Annotated in this window: 18 protein-coding genes and 1 other annotated feature; of the genes, 4 read left to right on the forward strand and 14 right to left on the reverse strand. The window is 39.3% G+C overall.

All coding sequences use genetic code 11. The features are described 5' to 3' along the window. Positions 1-474: 474 nt before the first annotated feature. The 10 genes from pheA to QNH29_RS23225 all read right to left on the reverse strand — a co-directional run bounded on the left by pheA (position 475) and on the right by QNH29_RS23225 (position 8248). A complete protein-coding gene (gene pheA / locus QNH29_RS23180) occupies positions 475-1323 on the reverse strand; it encodes a prephenate dehydratase (RefSeq protein ID WP_283861649.1) in 849 nt (282 codons plus the stop codon). 50 nt (positions 1324-1373) lie between these two features. Then, positions 1374-1829 carry an ACT domain-containing protein gene (locus QNH29_RS23185; protein WP_034674960.1) on the reverse strand — a complete coding sequence of 152 codons (456 nt, stop codon included), beginning with the start codon at positions 1827-1829 and terminating at the stop codon, positions 1374-1376. An 89-nt stretch (positions 1830-1918) separates the two neighbouring features. After that, positions 1919-3208, reverse strand: coding sequence for a GTPase ObgE (obgE, locus tag QNH29_RS23190; protein ID WP_283861650.1), 1290 nt, complete (start codon positions 3206-3208; stop codon positions 1919-1921). A gap of 46 nt (positions 3209-3254) precedes the next feature. Then, complete coding sequence (locus tag QNH29_RS23195; RefSeq protein ID WP_283861651.1) at positions 3255-3785, reverse strand: sporulation initiation phosphotransferase B; 531 nt, start codon at positions 3783-3785, stop codon at positions 3255-3257. Between the two features lie 212 nt (positions 3786-3997). Continuing rightward, a complete protein-coding gene (gene rpmA, locus QNH29_RS23200) occupies positions 3998-4291 on the reverse strand; it encodes a 50S ribosomal protein L27 (RefSeq protein WP_034674968.1) in 294 nt (97 codons plus the stop codon). Positions 4292-4303: 12 nt separating this feature from the next. Next, positions 4304-4633: a ribosomal-processing cysteine protease Prp gene (locus QNH29_RS23205; RefSeq protein ID WP_283861652.1), complete on the reverse strand. Its 330-nt coding sequence runs from the start codon at positions 4631-4633 to the stop codon at positions 4304-4306. 15 nt (positions 4634-4648) lie between these two features. After that, positions 4649-4957: a 50S ribosomal protein L21 gene (rplU, locus tag QNH29_RS23210; RefSeq protein WP_283861653.1), complete on the reverse strand. Its 309-nt coding sequence runs from the start codon at positions 4955-4957 to the stop codon at positions 4649-4651. Positions 4958-4969: 12 nt separating this feature from the next. Further along, positions 4970-5051: a sequence feature (ribosomal protein L21 leader region), on the reverse strand. A 48-nt stretch (positions 5052-5099) separates the two neighbouring features. Next, on the reverse strand, positions 5100-6560 hold the full coding sequence (locus QNH29_RS23215; protein WP_283861654.1) for an Rne/Rng family ribonuclease: 1461 nt from the start codon (positions 6558-6560) through the stop codon (positions 5100-5102). A gap of 43 nt (positions 6561-6603) precedes the next feature. After that, positions 6604-7470, reverse strand: a complete 867-nt coding sequence (locus tag QNH29_RS23220; RefSeq protein WP_283861655.1) for a M50 family metallopeptidase — start codon at positions 7468-7470, stop codon at positions 6604-6606. After that, positions 7463-8248 carry a M23 family metallopeptidase gene (locus tag QNH29_RS23225; RefSeq protein ID WP_283861656.1) on the reverse strand — a complete coding sequence of 262 codons (786 nt, stop codon included), beginning with the start codon at positions 8246-8248 and terminating at the stop codon, positions 7463-7465. The genes QNH29_RS23220 and QNH29_RS23225 overlap by 8 nt, the downstream gene beginning before the upstream one ends. Before the next feature lie 358 nt (positions 8249-8606). Between QNH29_RS23225 and QNH29_RS23230 the strand changes: the two genes are divergently transcribed. The 4 genes from QNH29_RS23230 to QNH29_RS23245 all read left to right on the forward strand — a co-directional run bounded on the left by QNH29_RS23230 (position 8607) and on the right by QNH29_RS23245 (position 12606). After that, positions 8607-9572, forward strand: coding sequence for an SMP-30/gluconolactonase/LRE family protein (locus tag QNH29_RS23230; RefSeq protein ID WP_283861657.1), 966 nt, complete (start codon positions 8607-8609; stop codon positions 9570-9572). Between the two features lie 257 nt (positions 9573-9829). After that, the gene (locus tag QNH29_RS23235) at positions 9830-11602 is read left to right on the forward strand and encodes a spermine/spermidine synthase domain-containing protein (protein ID WP_283861658.1); all 1773 of its coding nucleotides are present in this window, start codon (positions 9830-9832) and stop codon (positions 11600-11602) included. Positions 11603-11752: 150 nt separating this feature from the next. Then, on the forward strand, positions 11753-12133 hold the full coding sequence (gene speD, locus QNH29_RS23240) for an adenosylmethionine decarboxylase (RefSeq protein WP_283861659.1): 381 nt from the start codon (positions 11753-11755) through the stop codon (positions 12131-12133). A gap of 29 nt (positions 12134-12162) precedes the next feature. Beyond that, complete coding sequence (locus QNH29_RS23245; RefSeq protein ID WP_283861660.1) at positions 12163-12606, forward strand: hypothetical protein; 444 nt, start codon at positions 12163-12165, stop codon at positions 12604-12606. A 45-nt stretch (positions 12607-12651) separates the two neighbouring features. On the opposite strand, the gene minD is transcribed toward QNH29_RS23245, so the two are convergent. From minD to mreC, 4 genes are all read right to left on the reverse strand, one after another. Next, a complete protein-coding gene (gene minD / locus QNH29_RS23250; RefSeq protein ID WP_283861661.1) occupies positions 12652-13455 on the reverse strand; it encodes a septum site-determining protein MinD in 804 nt (267 codons plus the stop codon). A 1-nt stretch (position 13456) separates the two neighbouring features. Further along, positions 13457-14137 carry a septum site-determining protein MinC gene (gene minC, locus QNH29_RS23255; RefSeq protein WP_283861662.1) on the reverse strand — a complete coding sequence of 227 codons (681 nt, stop codon included), beginning with the start codon at positions 14135-14137 and terminating at the stop codon, positions 13457-13459. A gap of 138 nt (positions 14138-14275) precedes the next feature. Beyond that, on the reverse strand, positions 14276-14794 hold the full coding sequence (gene mreD / locus QNH29_RS23260) for a rod shape-determining protein MreD (RefSeq protein ID WP_283861663.1): 519 nt from the start codon (positions 14792-14794) through the stop codon (positions 14276-14278). After that, the gene (gene mreC, locus QNH29_RS23265; protein WP_283861664.1) at positions 14791-15672 is read right to left on the reverse strand and encodes a rod shape-determining protein MreC; all 882 of its coding nucleotides are present in this window, start codon (positions 15670-15672) and stop codon (positions 14791-14793) included. The genes mreD and mreC overlap by 4 nt, the downstream gene beginning before the upstream one ends. Positions 15673-15686: the final 14 nt, after the last annotated feature.

A 15686-nucleotide genomic window follows, 5' to 3' on the forward strand; every position in this document is an offset into this window, starting at 1 on the left:
ACCCGGGGAATTGTTCCCTTATTTCATCAACTTATGACTTATGGGAACAATAACTTGAGTATTGTTCCCTTATTTTATCCACTCAGGATTTACGGGAACAATAACTAGAGTATTGTTCCCTTATTTCATCCACTCACGATTTACGGGAACAATAACCAGAGTATGGTTCCCTTATTTCATCCACTCACGATTTACGGGAACAATAACCAGAGTATGGTTCCCTTATTTTATCCACTCAGGATTTACGGGAACAATAACCAGAGTATTGTTCCCTTATCTTATCAACTCACGATTTACGGGAACAATAACCAGAGTATTGTTCCCTTATTTTATCGACACACGATTTACGGGAACAATAACCAGAGTATTGTTCCCTTATTTTATCCACTCACGATTTACGGGAACAATAACGGCTCCAGTATCCGTACAGTACAAAAAAAGTACCGAGCTCAGTAAGTGCTGGTACTTTCCATGTTATTTAATCATTTTAGATGGGTAGCTTCCTAACAATGTAACTCCGCATCCTAGTGCTTCGAGCTCGGCCATTGCGCCTGGAATTAACACTTCATCAAGCTTCATTTCCAAATCAATAATAAAGAAATAATTTCCAATTCCTGTTTTCATCGGTCTTGATTCGATTTTGGACAGGTTTATTTTTCGCCAGGCAAAGGCAGAGAGTACCATATGCAATGTCCCGGCCTTATCTGTTGGCAGCGTGACCATCAAGGTCGTCTTATAATGCGATGATCCGCTTAGCTCTTCAAAATCAAGTTCCTTATTTGAAAGAACGAAGAAACGTGTATGATTGTGATCGAAATCATGAATATCCCTTTGTACAATCGACAAACCGTATTCTTCTGCCGCCAATTCATTCGCAATCGCGGCAACACGTAATTCAGGCTGGTCCATTACCATTTTGGCTGCTGCAGCCGTAGAACTGACACTCTCATAAGGAATCCCGTTTAACTGAGTGTGCAGAAACTTATGGCATTGGGCAATTGCATGCGAGTGACTATACACCTTAGTAACATTCTGCCAATTTCCACAATTATCCGGGTGGACCATTAAATGCTGCTTGATTGGGATGGTAATTTCCCCGACAATCGGTAATTGTACCACATGCGTTAAGTAATCAATTGTAATATTAACGGTACCTTCAAGGGTATTTTCAATTGGAACGACCGCTATTTCTACCTTTTCACTTACGGCAGCATCCATGGATTCGGGAATGGTCCGAAATGGTTCAAGCTCAAATCCAGGAAAAACCTTTTTCACCGCTAATTCGGTGAATGTTGCTTTTGGTCCTAAAAAACCAACTCTCATGATTTCATACACTCCCTAACAAAAATCTCTCTCTGCTGTAAAAAATCCAATTATGCTCCTGTTCCAAGTACTTCAACTTTTTCTACGAATTCAAGCTTACGCAGTTCTGAAAGCAGTTCATCTATATCTGTAGAAATCTCGGTGGTATTCAACGAAAGTGTAACGTTTGCTCTTCCTTGCAATGGGATCGTTTGATGAATGGTCAATACATTGCACCCGGAAGAAGCAACTACACTAAGAAGCTTAGACAAAGTGCCTGAACGATCTTCCAGATGAAAAAAGAGCGTGACTAATCGTTCCTTTACAATCGTGGAGAATGGAAATACTGTGTCCCTATACTTATAATAGGCACTTCTGCTTAAGTCTACTTGCTGGACTGCATCCCAAATAGACTCAGCCTTACCCCTTTCGAGCATTTCCTTTACATCGAGTGTTTTCTTCATCGCTTCAGGCAAGACGTCTTCTCTTATCAAGTAAAATTTTTTGTCAAATTTTTCATTCTTCATCTCTCTACCCACCCGATTTGAAAAGCGCAAGCGCCCGTATATTGAAATCGGGGCGCTCTAGCTAGAATTTCTCAAAGACATGTTTGTATCTATTCAACAAATTCAAATTCGAAGTCTAATAATTTAACCGTATCCCCGTCTTTTGCACCTTTTTGTCGTAAGGCCTCGTCCACCCCTAAACCACGAAGCTGTCTGGAAAAACGACGAACCGATTCTTCTGTCTGGAAGTTGGTCATCTTAAATAATTTTTCAACCTTTTCTCCCTGAATAACAAATGAGCCATCTGGTTCTCTTGTAATATAGAATGCCTCAGGATCTGCCTCATGTTTATAAAGAACGCGGTTAATACCTGTTTCTTCTTCTTCATGCTCAAGTGGAAATTCTGGAGTTTCCTCAATTTTATCTGCAATCGCAAATAAAAGCTCTCGCAGACCTTTTCTAGAAATGGCAGAAATCGGGAAAATAGGGAAATCTTCCTGAAGACGGTCTTTAAACCTTTGTAGATTTTCTTCTGCTTCCGGCATGTCCATTTTATTCGCAACAATAATTTGTGGACGCTCTGTTAAGCGAAGGTTATACTCTTCTAGCTCTTTATTGATGGTTAGATAATCCTCATAAGGATCGCGTCCTTCCATCGCAGCCATATCAATTACATGAACGATAACGCGTGTTCGTTCAATATGACGTAAGAATTGATGTCCTAGTCCGACACCTTCACTTGCACCTTCAATCAATCCTGGAAGGTCTGCCATAACGAAGCTTCTGTTATCCTCCGTTTCCACCATCCCAAGGTTTGGTACGATCGTTGTAAAATGGTATTCAGCAATTTTAGGTTTTGCTGAAGAAACGACCGATAATAATGTTGATTTTCCTACACTTGGGAAACCGACTAATCCAACGTCAGCAAGCAGCTTTAACTCAAGAATAACATCACGTTCTTGTCCTGGTTCACCATTTTCAGCCAGCTCTGGCGCCGGATTTGAAGGTGTCGCAAAACGGGAATTTCCTCTTCCTCCACGTCCGCCCTTGGCAATGACTGCACGTTGACCATTCTCAACAAGATCGGCAATAACTTCTTTGGTTTCTGCATCCATAACCACAGTGCCTGGTGGTACCTTAACAATCATGTCTTTTGCGTTTTTCCCGTGCTGATTTTTGGACATGCCATGCTCACCACGGGGAGCTTTCCAATGGCGCTGGTAACGGAAATCCATTAATGTACGCAAGCCCTCATTTACTTCAAAAACAACATCGGCACCCTTACCACCGTCTCCGCCAGCAGGTCCGCCCATTGGAACATATTTTTCACGACGAAAAGCGACCATTCCATTACCGCCGTCTCCGCCTTTTACATAAATCTTGGTTTGATCGACAAACATTTAAATCCTCCTGATTTGACTGATAAACGACGAATTAAAAGCCTGCCTACTGACCTGACATAAAGACTTCTAACCCAAGTTCGTTCTCTGAGAATTCCCTTACTGTAACTTCGATTTCAGAATAGTTCAGGAATTGTTCAATCAGTTCTTTTTTTATTATTATCCCGCTAAAATCGAAAAAGAAACGAACTCCATTTGATTCTGGTTGAATTGTGATTGATAAATGATTTTCTTGAAAGGCCTCAATTGCCTGATCCAAACAAATAAAAAACGATTTTGTCCAATTCGACAGAATACTATCATTTATTTCCACTGCCTCTAAATCGTTTAGAACCTCATATTCAAGCTGAAATAAATGGTTTTCCCAGTTCGATTTTAAAAGCAAGGAGGCAAACATTGGCAAATGAAAATTCGACAGCTTTGCTTCATGCTGTGCCTCAATTACGATTTCATTTATGTATGCTTTTGCCCGGTCAATTCTATTTAAATCTAAGTTGCCTTTGATTAACTGCAGCCTATTCAGCCAATCATGCCGTGAGTGCCGCAGCACTTCAACGATATCCCATTCTTTGTCCATAATCGCACTCCTAGCTTAAGTGTCGAAAAAACTATTTTCTGTTAGTATATCAAAAAAGTTCACATGAGTAAGCAATTTTGCGCGAATGTTTTCCAATTGAGGCAGTATGAGGCTAATTTGGGAGGCCAAAATGGGGTTTCAACTGGATAATTTTTCCTAAATATTCAAAAAAGAAAACCCTAACCAATCAGGTTAGAGTTTTCACTGAAAGCTTACGCTTCTTGAGCTGTTGGATAAACACTTACTTTTTTACGATCACGACCTAAACGTTCGAATTTTACAACGCCGTCGATTTTCGCAAATAGAGTGTCGTCACCGCCACGGCCTACGTTTTCACCTGGATAAATCTTTGTACCGCGTTGACGGTAAAGGATTGAACCACCAGTTACGAATTGACCATCTGCACGCTTAGCACCAAGGCGCTTTGCGATAGAGTCACGTCCGTTCTTTGTAGAACCTACTCCCTTTTTAGATGCAAACAACTGAAGATCTAATTTTAATAACATGTATTCCACCTCCTACTTTTTGAAGGTAATTTTTATGTGTTCTCCGTACTCTTCTTCAATCGTCTTCAATGAAACGATCATACCTTCTAGAAGAAGCTGAACTTTCTCATTTATGTCTTCCGGAAGTTTATCTGGAACAACACAGCGGAGAAAGCCATCTCCTTGTTCTATCTCTGGTGTAACACCGGTTATGGCGTGCACAGCATTGATTGCGCCAACGGATACTGCAGAAGCGCCTGCACAGACGATATCCTTTCCCCGTTCAGCGAAGAATGCATGACCACTTATTATAAATGATTGAATTAAATCGGATTCAGAACGATTAATTGTAATAGATATCATCTATTGCCCAACACCTTACGCGTTGATCGCTTCGATCACAACTTTAGTGTATGGTTGACGATGACCTTGCTTTTTACGGTTGTTTTTCTTCGCTTTGTACTTGAAAACGATGATTTTCTTAGCGCGGCCTTGTTTTTCAACTTTAGCAGTAACAGTAGCGCCTTCAACTAATGGGCTTCCTACTTTTACGTTATCTCCGCCAACGAATAAAACCTTATCAAATGTAACTGTTTCGCCTGCTTCAGCGTTAAGCTTTTCAATGTAGATAGCTTGACCAGCTTCTACTTTCAATTGCTTACCACCTGTTTCGATAATTGCGTACATACTTGCACCTCCTTATAAACTCAGACTCGCCATAGACAGGCGCTTATGCAAAAGCATCAGACTTAATACCTGTTACGTGCGGTTGTAGCACGGGTGCTACAAACATAACATTGAAAAGTTTATCATGTTATGGGCGAAAGTGTCAATAGGATTCTCCAGCTTTTTGCGCGATCTCGTCATGATTCCCAAATTGTTTTATAACATAGTAAGGTACCGCAGATAATTGTATTGAGAAATATACTTTAAACTTCAGCCACTCTTCTATCATTTCAAGATGTGGTACAATCGCTTCTTTTACCTCTGCGGTTGTTTCAACTAATACGGCTTCAGCATCAGAATTTCGATGTTCTAACAATTCCCGCTCCAATCGGAATGCAACACTATCTGCACTTACTATTTTTCCTGTACCATCACAAACATGGCATTTGACTTGAAGCGCCTCTGAAAGCGAAACTTTGGTTTTCTTCCTTGTTAGCTGCAGGATACCGAGTGAGGTAAAACCAATAATTTTTGTTCTGATTTTATCCTTTTGAAACTCTTTCTCTATAGTTTCTTGTATGTAACGCTTGTCCTTTTCGTTTTTCATATCAATAAAATCAATAAGCACAATCCCGCCAATATCACGAAGCTTCAGCTGGCGGGCAATCTCAATTGCCGCTAGGGTATTGGTTTTTACTACTGTATCCTGATAATCATTTTTACCGGAAAACTTCCCTGTATTTACATCAATGATGGTTAAGGCCTCAGTTTCATCAAAAATCAAATAAGCACCTTTGTCGAGCCATACAATACGTTTTAAGGCCTTATCAATTTCATGCTCGATTCGATGAACAGTAAAAATATTTTCTTTCCCATTATAATAGGTAATTTTTAGATTAGAACTTCTTGATTCGATTGCTTTTCTCAATTCCAAATCATCAACAAATACTTCACCAGAACTCATTTCCATTATCGCTTCATTAACCAATTCAATGAATGTATCATTTTGATATAGAATTCCCGGTCTTTTTAACGCTGCCGCTTTCTCGTAAATTTCGGCAAATTGACTTCTTAGAGTACTTAATTCCTTTGTAATTTCCTCTTCCGAAACAGAATTGCTTGAAGTACGAAAAATAAGCCCTTCATCTTCAGTTTTCAGTTTCATCCCTAAACGACGAAGTTGTTCCTTTTCATTCACGATTTTTTTAGAGACCGCGACATAGCGGCCTTGCGGCATATATATAAGGTTGACTCCGTTTATTTCAATAATTCCTGTTACTCTTGCCCCTTTTGGACCGGTTGCATCCTTATCCACTTGGACCATTAATTTTTGGCCTTGGTGGACAAAGGAGGATACACTTTTCTTCTCCTTATCGATAGTCCGCTCTGGTGATAATACATAGGAAACAAGCACATCACGATGTAGATAGGCATTTTTCTCTTCGCCAATATCGATAAAGGCGGCATTCATTCCAGGAAGAACCTTTGTAACAGTCCCATAATAAATATTACCGACCAGAGATCGCTGCTCTGGCCGGTCATGTATAATTTTTTCAACTATATTGTCCCTAACGTAAGCAAATCTTTTTTCCCTTGAAACTGCATTGATAATTAACTTTTCCAAACCAATATCCTCACTTTTAACTAATTAGTACTATTATACCTAATTAGTAAGAAAAGAGAAGGTCGCTGATTTTATCGGTTAATCGTTTTTCTGTAAAATAAGCATGCAGCAGTTCATTCTCATCCAACATCCCTTTTTCTTTGCCGTCACTTTCGACAATAATGGGGTGTTTACAGCCACGCTGGAATTTTTCCAATACGTCAATAAGCAAGTCTTGCTCATTGGCTTGAATCGGCTTCAAGGCTTGGAGTTCGCTTTTTTTACCATAATAGCGCTCGAGAAGGAATCTCATAAAAATATAGCGGCGCTGCTTCCATTCGTGGTAAAGCGAAAATAATAAAAATCCTACGATAATCCAGACATTTAATTGCTCCGGCGCAGATAGAAGGGTGACAAGTGAAAAGATTGCGATGCTGATAAAAGAAATGATTAACGTTAAACGATGTGCGCTTGGAAATGATTTTTTTAAGGAAAGAAACATAAATATTAACTTTCCGCCGTCGAGCGGCCAGACAGGAAACAGATTAAAAATAAAAATCATAACATTGTAGTGGAAAAATAATTGAAACAGATCTTCAGGTATGACATCAAAGGAGAATAGTACAAACGCTATCGCCACCATCCAAATATGCTGAATGGGTCCTGCGAGAACAACAATGGCCTCCTCCTTTAATGGCCGATTCCCATGCTCCTCCATTTCAGCCACTCCTCCAAAAGGGAGCAGGCTGATTTTTTTTATACGCCAAGAAAAAAAAGAAGCCGCAGCAGCATGCCCCATTTCATGGATAAAAATGATGCCGATTAACAGGCATACTTCGAGGAAATGTGCTGTAGCGATTGATATTGCGATGACGCCCCATAACAATGGATGAATATAGACCTGTTGTAATAAATTGATCGCTCTATTCAAAGCGAATCACCTGAATCGGATCGATGAAATCATCGCCTTTTTTGATAGAGAAATAATATCTGCCCTTTGTTTTGTCTTCCCCCGTTGATTCTGAAGCTGTACCAACTACAGTCTCCGTTTCAATAAATTCATATAAACTAACCTTAATTTCATTGAGATTACCGTAGGTAGATTGGGTTTGATCCGCGTGCTGGATAATGACGGTTTTACCCGTATCCTCTTTCACACCAGCAAACATGACATTTCCTTCTTTCATGGCTTCAACAGCAGCACCATTGGCTGTTTCAATCATAATGCCCTGTCCATTTTCCTCAAAGTTTTCGAGGACTTTCCCTGAAAACACAGGTATATCATGGTTTTTTTCGACTACGTTTTTCTCGCTGCCTTTTTCTTCTTCCGTAAAAGGCAATAGAGCTAATGGTTTTCCGAATTGGTCTTCGTACCATTTTGATACTGTGGCAAATTTAAAATCCTGCTCCATAGTTTTCATGACAAACTCTTTTGCTGGAGCAAATGTCGCCGAGTTTTCTCGAAACATAATAGCAATGACTAAAAATAAGACAGCAGATGCTAAAATCTTAAAGATAAAAACTTCCTTTTTAAACAATGGATGGGTCCCATCGTCCTTTCCTGGTTCGTAAGAGGAATAATGATCAAATCCGTATGTTTCATCATCCCCCGGCCATGAAATTTCACGCTGTGGACCTTTTTCTGATGACCCTTTTTCCTTTTTCCGCTTTGCGATTCGTCGCCGTATCTCCTCCGGTGTAGACCGCATTATACTCACCAACCCTTTAGACAGCTTTTTGTACAAGTTTATGAGGTTGTCCTCAAGAGTATGACTTTTAAGATTACTTTAAAAGTTTTTGGTTTTGTACGTGCACCATTTTCAGACGGCCGCTTTAGCAAGTCAGCATTAAGAAATACTAGAATCCGCTTCAAAATACCAGAAAAAAATTACTACTTTTAGTAGAAAATCAAATAGTTTTTACTGTTGTTTACACACTTAGCATAGTGCTATGTTTATGCCTAAGACAGCGCTCTCACAGATAATTGGTGGTTACTTGAAGATTTTCCGAGAGATTAGTAATTTACAAGCTTGAAAGTAAAACAAGTGATAAGGAGGAATTTTTGAAATGAGAAAAAAAATCGTAACATTAACACTACTAATCATAATCTCACTTGTAACAGGAACAATGATTGGTGCCAAATCATTATATCCTTCAAAACCTGTACCTACCAAAGAACGACACTCTATTTCTGAAATTATTCATCCTAGCAGCAAATGGGAAAAAGTAGCCACTGGCAGCGGATTTATGGAAGGAATTAATTTTGACCGTAACGGTCAAATATGGATGGTCAGCCCGGCTACTGGAGAAATTATGAAGGTTGAGGGCGATAAGGTTTCAATTGTTGAAAGGTATAAATTTCCGATTGGGGCAAAGTTTCATAAGGACGGACGCCTTTTTATCACTGATGGTACAGGAGAACTTTATGCTTATAACACCAAAACAGGAGAGCGTACAACCATTGTTAATTCATTCAACGGTTCACCTTTGAAAGGACTTAATGACTTGGTATTTGATGATGCGGGAGGGCTTTACTTTACCGAGCCATTTGGATCAAGTGTAACGAATCCTGCGGGCCGTGTCTTTTATTTGCCGCCAAACAGTACCGAGCCGCAGCTTTTTCAAGAGGGCATTGCTTATCCAAATGGTATAGCCATTTCTGCTGATGGACAGCGTGTGTATATCTCTGAATTTGCCAGCAACCGAATTATCTCCGTTCCAGCGAAGAACGCGAAAGACCAGCGGGAAATGGCATTTGCCTTCGCTCAGTTTGAAGGTGGAATTGGACCAGATGGATTAGCTGTGGATAAAGAGGGCAATCTTTATGTGGCACATTTCCAAGCTGGTGAAATTGTCGTTGTGGATGCGAGTGGATTTAAGTACGGTACGATTCGCCTGCCTGAAGATGCAGGTACATTTACTACTAATCTGACTTTCCATAATGGCTATCTATATGTGACAGAGTCATTGAAAAATGAAGTTTGGCGTATCAAGGTTAAAAAAGAAGGTTTACTGCCTTACGGTTTACAGTAAAAACTGAGCAGGAAATAGTAATCGCTCGCAACATATCTCTCGGATTTAAAAAGGCTGTCACAAAGCAACTGTTTTGTGACAGCCCTTTTTTTGTGTTTTGTACATTTTTTATTGGGTTTTGTACATTTTTCAAATGGTTTTGTACTTTTATACATATATTACCAAATTTACTTTCCAAGTTATTGATGGATAAGCCACACATTTTTATTGCTTATCCATATAATGTCTGTAAGTTAATTAAATAGAGGTGAATAATTTTGTCTACCAGTGACAATCATGATTCTTTTCGTGGTGATGTTTACGATTTAATTGAGTTAGAGCAATTATTAAAAGGTCCTCACCAAGTACTTTTTGAGGGTAAGAGTCCATACCAGGACGTACTCTTATTAGAAACGAAAAATATACGATTATACCGGAATGACCAATTAGTATGGAATAGCTTAGATGAACGAATCTATCATGAAGCTTTAGTCCACCCTGCATTTATTTTATCAGATAAGCACAAACGCGTTTTAATAATCGGGGATGAATGCGGATTGGCACTCCGAGAAGTCCTTAAATATCCGTGTGTATGCCACGTCAGTCAAGTATCCCTCTCTTGTCAAACCCTGGCAGCTGCCCAGCAAACACCTGAAATATCCGAAATAAATGAAGGTTCTTTTTTTGATAAACGCGTTCATTTCGCCCAAGGCACCATAAATGATTTCCTTTTAACGATTCAGCAGCCTTTCGATGTAATCATTGCCAATCTTCCAGATCCGGAAACCAAGCAATCAATCAAATTTTACACAAAAGAATTCTTTAAAAAATTGTCCAAACTCTTAACAGATTGCGGAATCATGGTTATCCAGTCGGCGTCACCTGAAGACGATCCTTTGATATTCTGGAGTATTGATAAAACATTACAGAGTGCCTCCCTGCACACTCTTAACTATCATGTTAATGTTCCTTGGTTTGGTGATTGCGGATTTCATCTTGCTGGAAAGAAAGTTTTAAAATGGAGTGATGAGAAAAAAACTTGTGTACCAAATCATTCTCTCCCTGAAAATCTAAAAACATGGTTTACTTTTTCGCAGCGAGTAAGGTCAGTAAAAAAACTAGCTGTAGTGAATTCTATAAAATCTTTAAATCTAACCAAACATTATTCAGACAAAGAGTATGACCCAGAGGACATGAAAGAACTTCGTCATCTGCTCTCTAACCCTCATCATGTACTATATGAAGGAGGAGCAAGAGGAGATACAGTAAAGGTTTTGGAAACAAGTGATGTACGTCTATATCTAGACAAGCAGCTTCAATTTAGTTCGTTAGATGAACAAATCTATCATGAAGCTCTTGTTCATCCGGCCCTTACCATGGTTAAAAAACGAGGACGTGTTCTGATTGCCGGAGGCGGGGATGGATTTGCGATTCGAGAGGTTCTTAAATACCCTGATGTACAGCATATTGACTTAGTAGACCTCGACCCATTAATGATTCACTTGGCGAGTAATATACCAAAGGTAGCCTCACTAAATCAACATGCACTTCACGATAAACGGGTATCCGTTCATCAAAAAGATATACAAGTATTCCAAAAAGAACAAAAAGTGCCTTATGATGTCATTATTGTCGACTTGCCAGACCCAGGCGATGAAATATTGAGCAGATTGTATACGGTTGAATTCTTTCGTAAATTATCCAATCTTCTAACTGAAGATGGTATACTTGTCTGTCAATCTCATTCACCTGAATATGCTCCCTTTGTTTATTGGAGCATTGGCTTATCGATAAAGGGAACCGGGATGCATGTTAGGAGTTACCATACTGCCGTTCCTTCGTTCGGGGATTGGGGATTTCATCTTGCTTCAAAAAAGCCGCTGTACTTACCAAATAAAAAACCAGCCATCCCCCATCAAACACTCCCTGAAGACCTTTCCACTTTATTTGTCTTTCCGTCAACATTCCGGTCAGTTCAGGAAAATTCACATATGAATACCTTATCGAACTTAAAATTGCATGAAATCTATAAGCAGGAACTTCGCAGGTAGCCTGCCAAAAATGCTCTACTCGAATACGCCGCACAACGAGTAGAGCCTCTTTTAGGATATTATTTTGAGAAAACATGGACAACCGTACAATTTATTTCTACGTAATCCCATACGATAACGTAAAGAAAAAACGGAGGGGAAGATGAGACGTTGACCAAAGAAGGTAAGCATATTATCATTGATGCATTTGAGTGCGAATCTCCACATTTAAATGACATGAAATTTTTAGAAGAAATGTGCACAAAGGCTGCTCTTGACGCAAATATGGAAATTTTGTATTCTTACTTCCACCCATTTGAACCACAAGGTGTAACCGGGGTGCTTGTTTTATCTACTTCGCATTTATCCATTCATACTTGGCCAGAAGAAAAGTATGTATCATTAGATTTTTATACGTGCGGGACGTTAGAACTCACACCTCAAGTGGAATTTCTTATAAAAGAATTGTCTTCCAAAAAGGCAATGGTATACTCCATTTCACGAGGTGTAACTTATCCTCAACTTATTCAATGTGAAGAAATAGGCGGTTAATACCGCCTATTTAACTAAGGTGAAAACATATGAGAACGAAAAATGTAAAGCCGTTTACTTATGGGTCATTATATAAACAAGATTTGCCCGTAGATAAAATTATTCCACTAGGTGCTGGAAATCTTATAAACTTTACAATTGCAGGGCCCTGGCAAAATACTAGACCTGATGTTGCGGCAAATAGAATTACAGTATACAAAACAGGTGTTTATCAAATCACAGCCGATGTTTCTGTCCTATTAGGAGAAGAACAATCAGCAGTATTCAATATCAATCGTCAGCCAGATGGAACCGATCCATTAATTGGTTCTGTATTTAGCGCAAACGGGATCAGTACTGTCACAGGAGTAAACATCCAAGCTTACTTGTATGCTGGTGATGCAATTGGGATCTTTACTGCTGACATCTATGCACCTGGAGAGAAGCTGCCGCGATATAATCGAGCCGCGCTCACTGTACATTTACTTGAATAGTAAAAAGCAAAAGCCTGTCCAAGTTTAAACGGACAGGCTTGTTTATTATCTTACACCAAAGAACTGTTTAATTTTCCCAAATACACTTTTGTTTTTGTCTTCTAGCGGCTGTAATGGAATAGATTCCCCAAGTATTCGTCTAGCAATATTACGGTATGCGATAGATGCTTTACTATTTGGATTTAACGCAATTGGTTCGCCGTGATTAGAAGCTTTAATTACTTCCTCATCATCCGCGACAATACCAATTAATTCAATGGATAGATGTGTCGTAATTTCATCCACATCTAACATATCGCCGCTTTTCATCATATGGTTTCGAATTCTGTTGATCACTAATTTCGGCGACTCAATGGTTTTAGCCTTCTCCAAGAGACCGATTATTCGGTCCGCATCTCGAACAGCGGAAACTTCCGGTGTCGTTACAACAATCGCCCTGTCCGCCCCGGCAACCGCATTTTGGAAACCTTGTTCAATACCTGCAGGACAATCGATAATAATATAATCATAGTCTTGCTTAAGTTCATTAATTAGTTTGTGCATTTGTTCTGGCTTAACAGCTGATTTATCAACTGTTTGCGCTGCTGGAAGCAAATACAATAAATCTTCGAATCTTTTATCTTTTACGAGTGCTTGGTGGATTTTACATCTACCTTCCACTACATCCACAAGATCATAAATAATTCGATTTTCCAGCCCCATTACAACATCTAAATTTCGAAGGCCAATATCAGTATCTACTAAACATACTTTTTTGCCTTGAAGGGCCAACGCTGTACCAATATTAGCAGAAGTCGTGGTTTTTCCGACGCCGCCTTTACCGGATGTAATTACTATTGCCTCTCCCACATTAATGTCCCCCTTCGAATCTATTTAAATTAGGCCTTAAATTTATTAAAACTTGCAATCTATCTACGATGATTTGATGGTTATCGTCGATGTATGCACATTCCATTTCACGTTTTTCATTGTTTTGAGCTCGATCAGGTGCACGATTAATACAATCGTGAATCCTCAGTTGTGCTGGCTGCATACTTGAAGCCGTAATAACTGCTTGATCATTTCCATAAACTCCTGCATGGGCTATACCCTTTAATGACCCCATAATAAATATATTGCCCCCGGCAATAACAGTTCCACCTGGATTTACATCCCCAATAAGCAATAAATCACCAGGAACTTCTAATACCTGTCCAGACCGAATAATGCGAGAAACGGTAACCACTTCGTTCTCCGCTTTAAGCTTGTCCACTTCATCTCTTGTAACGACATTCGATTCAATATCATCGACCACTAAATTCTTCTTTTGGCGGATGAGGTTTTTTATTTCTTCACGTTGAGCGTCATTCAAGTACCTATTGCCAACATCGACCTTTACAGGAGTTAAATGACGCTCTACTTCAGTTGTTTGATTTGCCGAAAGTTTTTCATCTAGCTCCTTCTTCAGTTCCTCATAGGAACAGCTATCATCAAGATGAAGGACAATTCCATCCTTCGTACCTTTAATCGTAACATTTTGCCGCTTTTTCATGGAGAAAACTCACCTCAAATAAATAAGAAACACAGACGTGCGCACGGAAATACTTTCTTTTCTAGCCAGAGACACACTTTTATTATACAATTCGACACGCTTTATGTATTCTCCTTTTTTTAAAAAGAAATACAAACCTCATTCATCTCGTAAGCCTTCTGAAAAACTTTCAAAATGACGCTTTAAAGGATATGCAGCAATTATTAAGAAAGCGGCATTTAAGATCAGGGTAGGATAGAACCGCAGCTTTAGAAAACTCATAAATTCAAGTGTCGTGATATGAATTAGAAAATTCATTTCATAGACACCTAATTCCAATAAAGCAATTCCGACTATAGAAACAAAAAACGCAACAACGATATTCGTCTGGAGTATGTGCATAATTTTTGAAATAAGGTACGTAATAAATGGAAAAAGAAAAAAGTAAATACCAATAATTTCAATCCACACAATATCAAATAAAAGTCCAAAAATGGCTGCATAAATGATTCCATACTTCCTGCCTGCATAAATGGCTAAAAACAAGATACCTCCGAACAAAAAGTGAGGCGCCAAAATGTAATTACGGCCAAAAAACTCAGGCGGTGCATATTGAGCAAACATACTTTCTAATAAGAAAAGGAATAGAAACAAAAGAGGAAGCAGGAATTTCTTCACAAGTCCTCCTCCTCCCCTGCGCCCATCTCACCCTGTGAAGGCTGAGTCATGGTTCTGGTAATCACAATAATATTTTCTAAATCATAAAAGTCTGCACCTGGTTCAACTAAAGCAGTTTGATTGAGTCCGTATTGGTCCGGCTTTACGTCAATGACCTTACCAATTTGCAAGCCCTGCGGGAATACACCGCCAAGACCAGAGGTGATCACATTTTGTCCTTTTTTAATTTCGACTCCTGAAGGAATCGCTTTGATTAATAATGCTTTTTTCTCTTTATCATAGCCCTCAACCAGCCCATTTACATTCGTTTCGCCTTGGACGATGGCGGAAATTCGATTCTTTGGATCCATCGCGCTCAACAATTGAACGGTGGAGCTGAATTGATTGACTGTCTTAACCTTGCCAATTAAGCCATGAGCCGTTACAACGGCCATATTTTTTTTGATTCCGTCTGTTTTCCCTTTATTGATAATAATCATTTCATGCCAACGATCAGGGTTTCTACCTATTACTGTTGCTTGTAAAGGTTCAAAATCTCTCAGGGTCTCTTTTTCACCGAGAATATCACGCAGTTCTTTATTGTCCTTTTCCAGCTCCTGTACCTTCGCTTCAAGGCTGACAAGTTTCTCCATCCGTGATTTTAATTCCTTATTCTCTTCATATGTATTTTGCAAGTCCTGAAGATTTTCAAAGAAACCTGCAACTAAATGAGCAGGCTTTGAAACCAGGGATTGAACCAAGCCGGCAGTATCCTTTAAGAACTGCTCCGGCCAGGATAGTTTACTTCTCTCCCTTAACGAAAACCCAATCAATGCCACGAGAACAATTATGCTAACCAGCAAAACGATCAATCGTTTATTCAAAAAGAACTGTGGCATGATTATACACCTCT

The organism is Neobacillus sp. DY30 (genome assembly GCF_030123065.1).
Lineage (GTDB): Bacteria > Bacillota > Bacilli > Bacillales > Cytobacillaceae > Neobacillus.

Excerpts from the sequence above, each read along its gene's own strand:
- pheA (WP_283861649.1), bottom strand. The coding sequence starts at position 1,323 with ATGAGAGTTGGTTTTTTAGGACCAAAAGCAACATTCACCGAATTAGCG.
- QNH29_RS23185 (WP_034674960.1), bottom strand. The coding sequence starts at position 1,829 with ATGAAGAATGAAAAATTTGACAAAAAATTTTACTTGATAAGAGAAGAC.
- obgE (WP_283861650.1), bottom strand. The coding sequence starts at position 3,208 with ATGTTTGTCGATCAAACCAAGATTTATGTAAAAGGCGGAGACGGCGGT.
- QNH29_RS23195 (WP_283861651.1), bottom strand. The coding sequence starts at position 3,785 with ATGGACAAAGAATGGGATATCGTTGAAGTGCTGCGGCACTCACGGCAT.
- rpmA (WP_034674968.1), bottom strand. The coding sequence starts at position 4,291 with ATGTTATTAAAATTAGATCTTCAGTTGTTTGCATCTAAAAAGGGAGTA.
- QNH29_RS23205 (WP_283861652.1), bottom strand. The coding sequence starts at position 4,633 with ATGATATCTATTACAATTAATCGTTCTGAATCCGATTTAATTCAATCA.
- rplU (WP_283861653.1), bottom strand. The coding sequence starts at position 4,957 with ATGTACGCAATTATCGAAACAGGTGGTAAGCAATTGAAAGTAGAAGCT.
- QNH29_RS23225 (WP_283861656.1), bottom strand. The coding sequence starts at position 8,248 with ATGCGGTCTACACCGGAGGAGATACGGCGACGAATCGCAAAGCGGAAA.
- QNH29_RS23230 (WP_283861657.1), top strand. The coding sequence starts at position 8,607 with ATGAGAAAAAAAATCGTAACATTAACACTACTAATCATAATCTCACTT.
- QNH29_RS23245 (WP_283861660.1), top strand. The coding sequence starts at position 12,163 with ATGAGAACGAAAAATGTAAAGCCGTTTACTTATGGGTCATTATATAAA.
- minC (WP_283861662.1), bottom strand. The coding sequence starts at position 14,137 with ATGAAAAAGCGGCAAAATGTTACGATTAAAGGTACGAAGGATGGAATT.
- mreC (WP_283861664.1), bottom strand. The coding sequence starts at position 15,672 with ATGCCACAGTTCTTTTTGAATAAACGATTGATCGTTTTGCTGGTTAGC.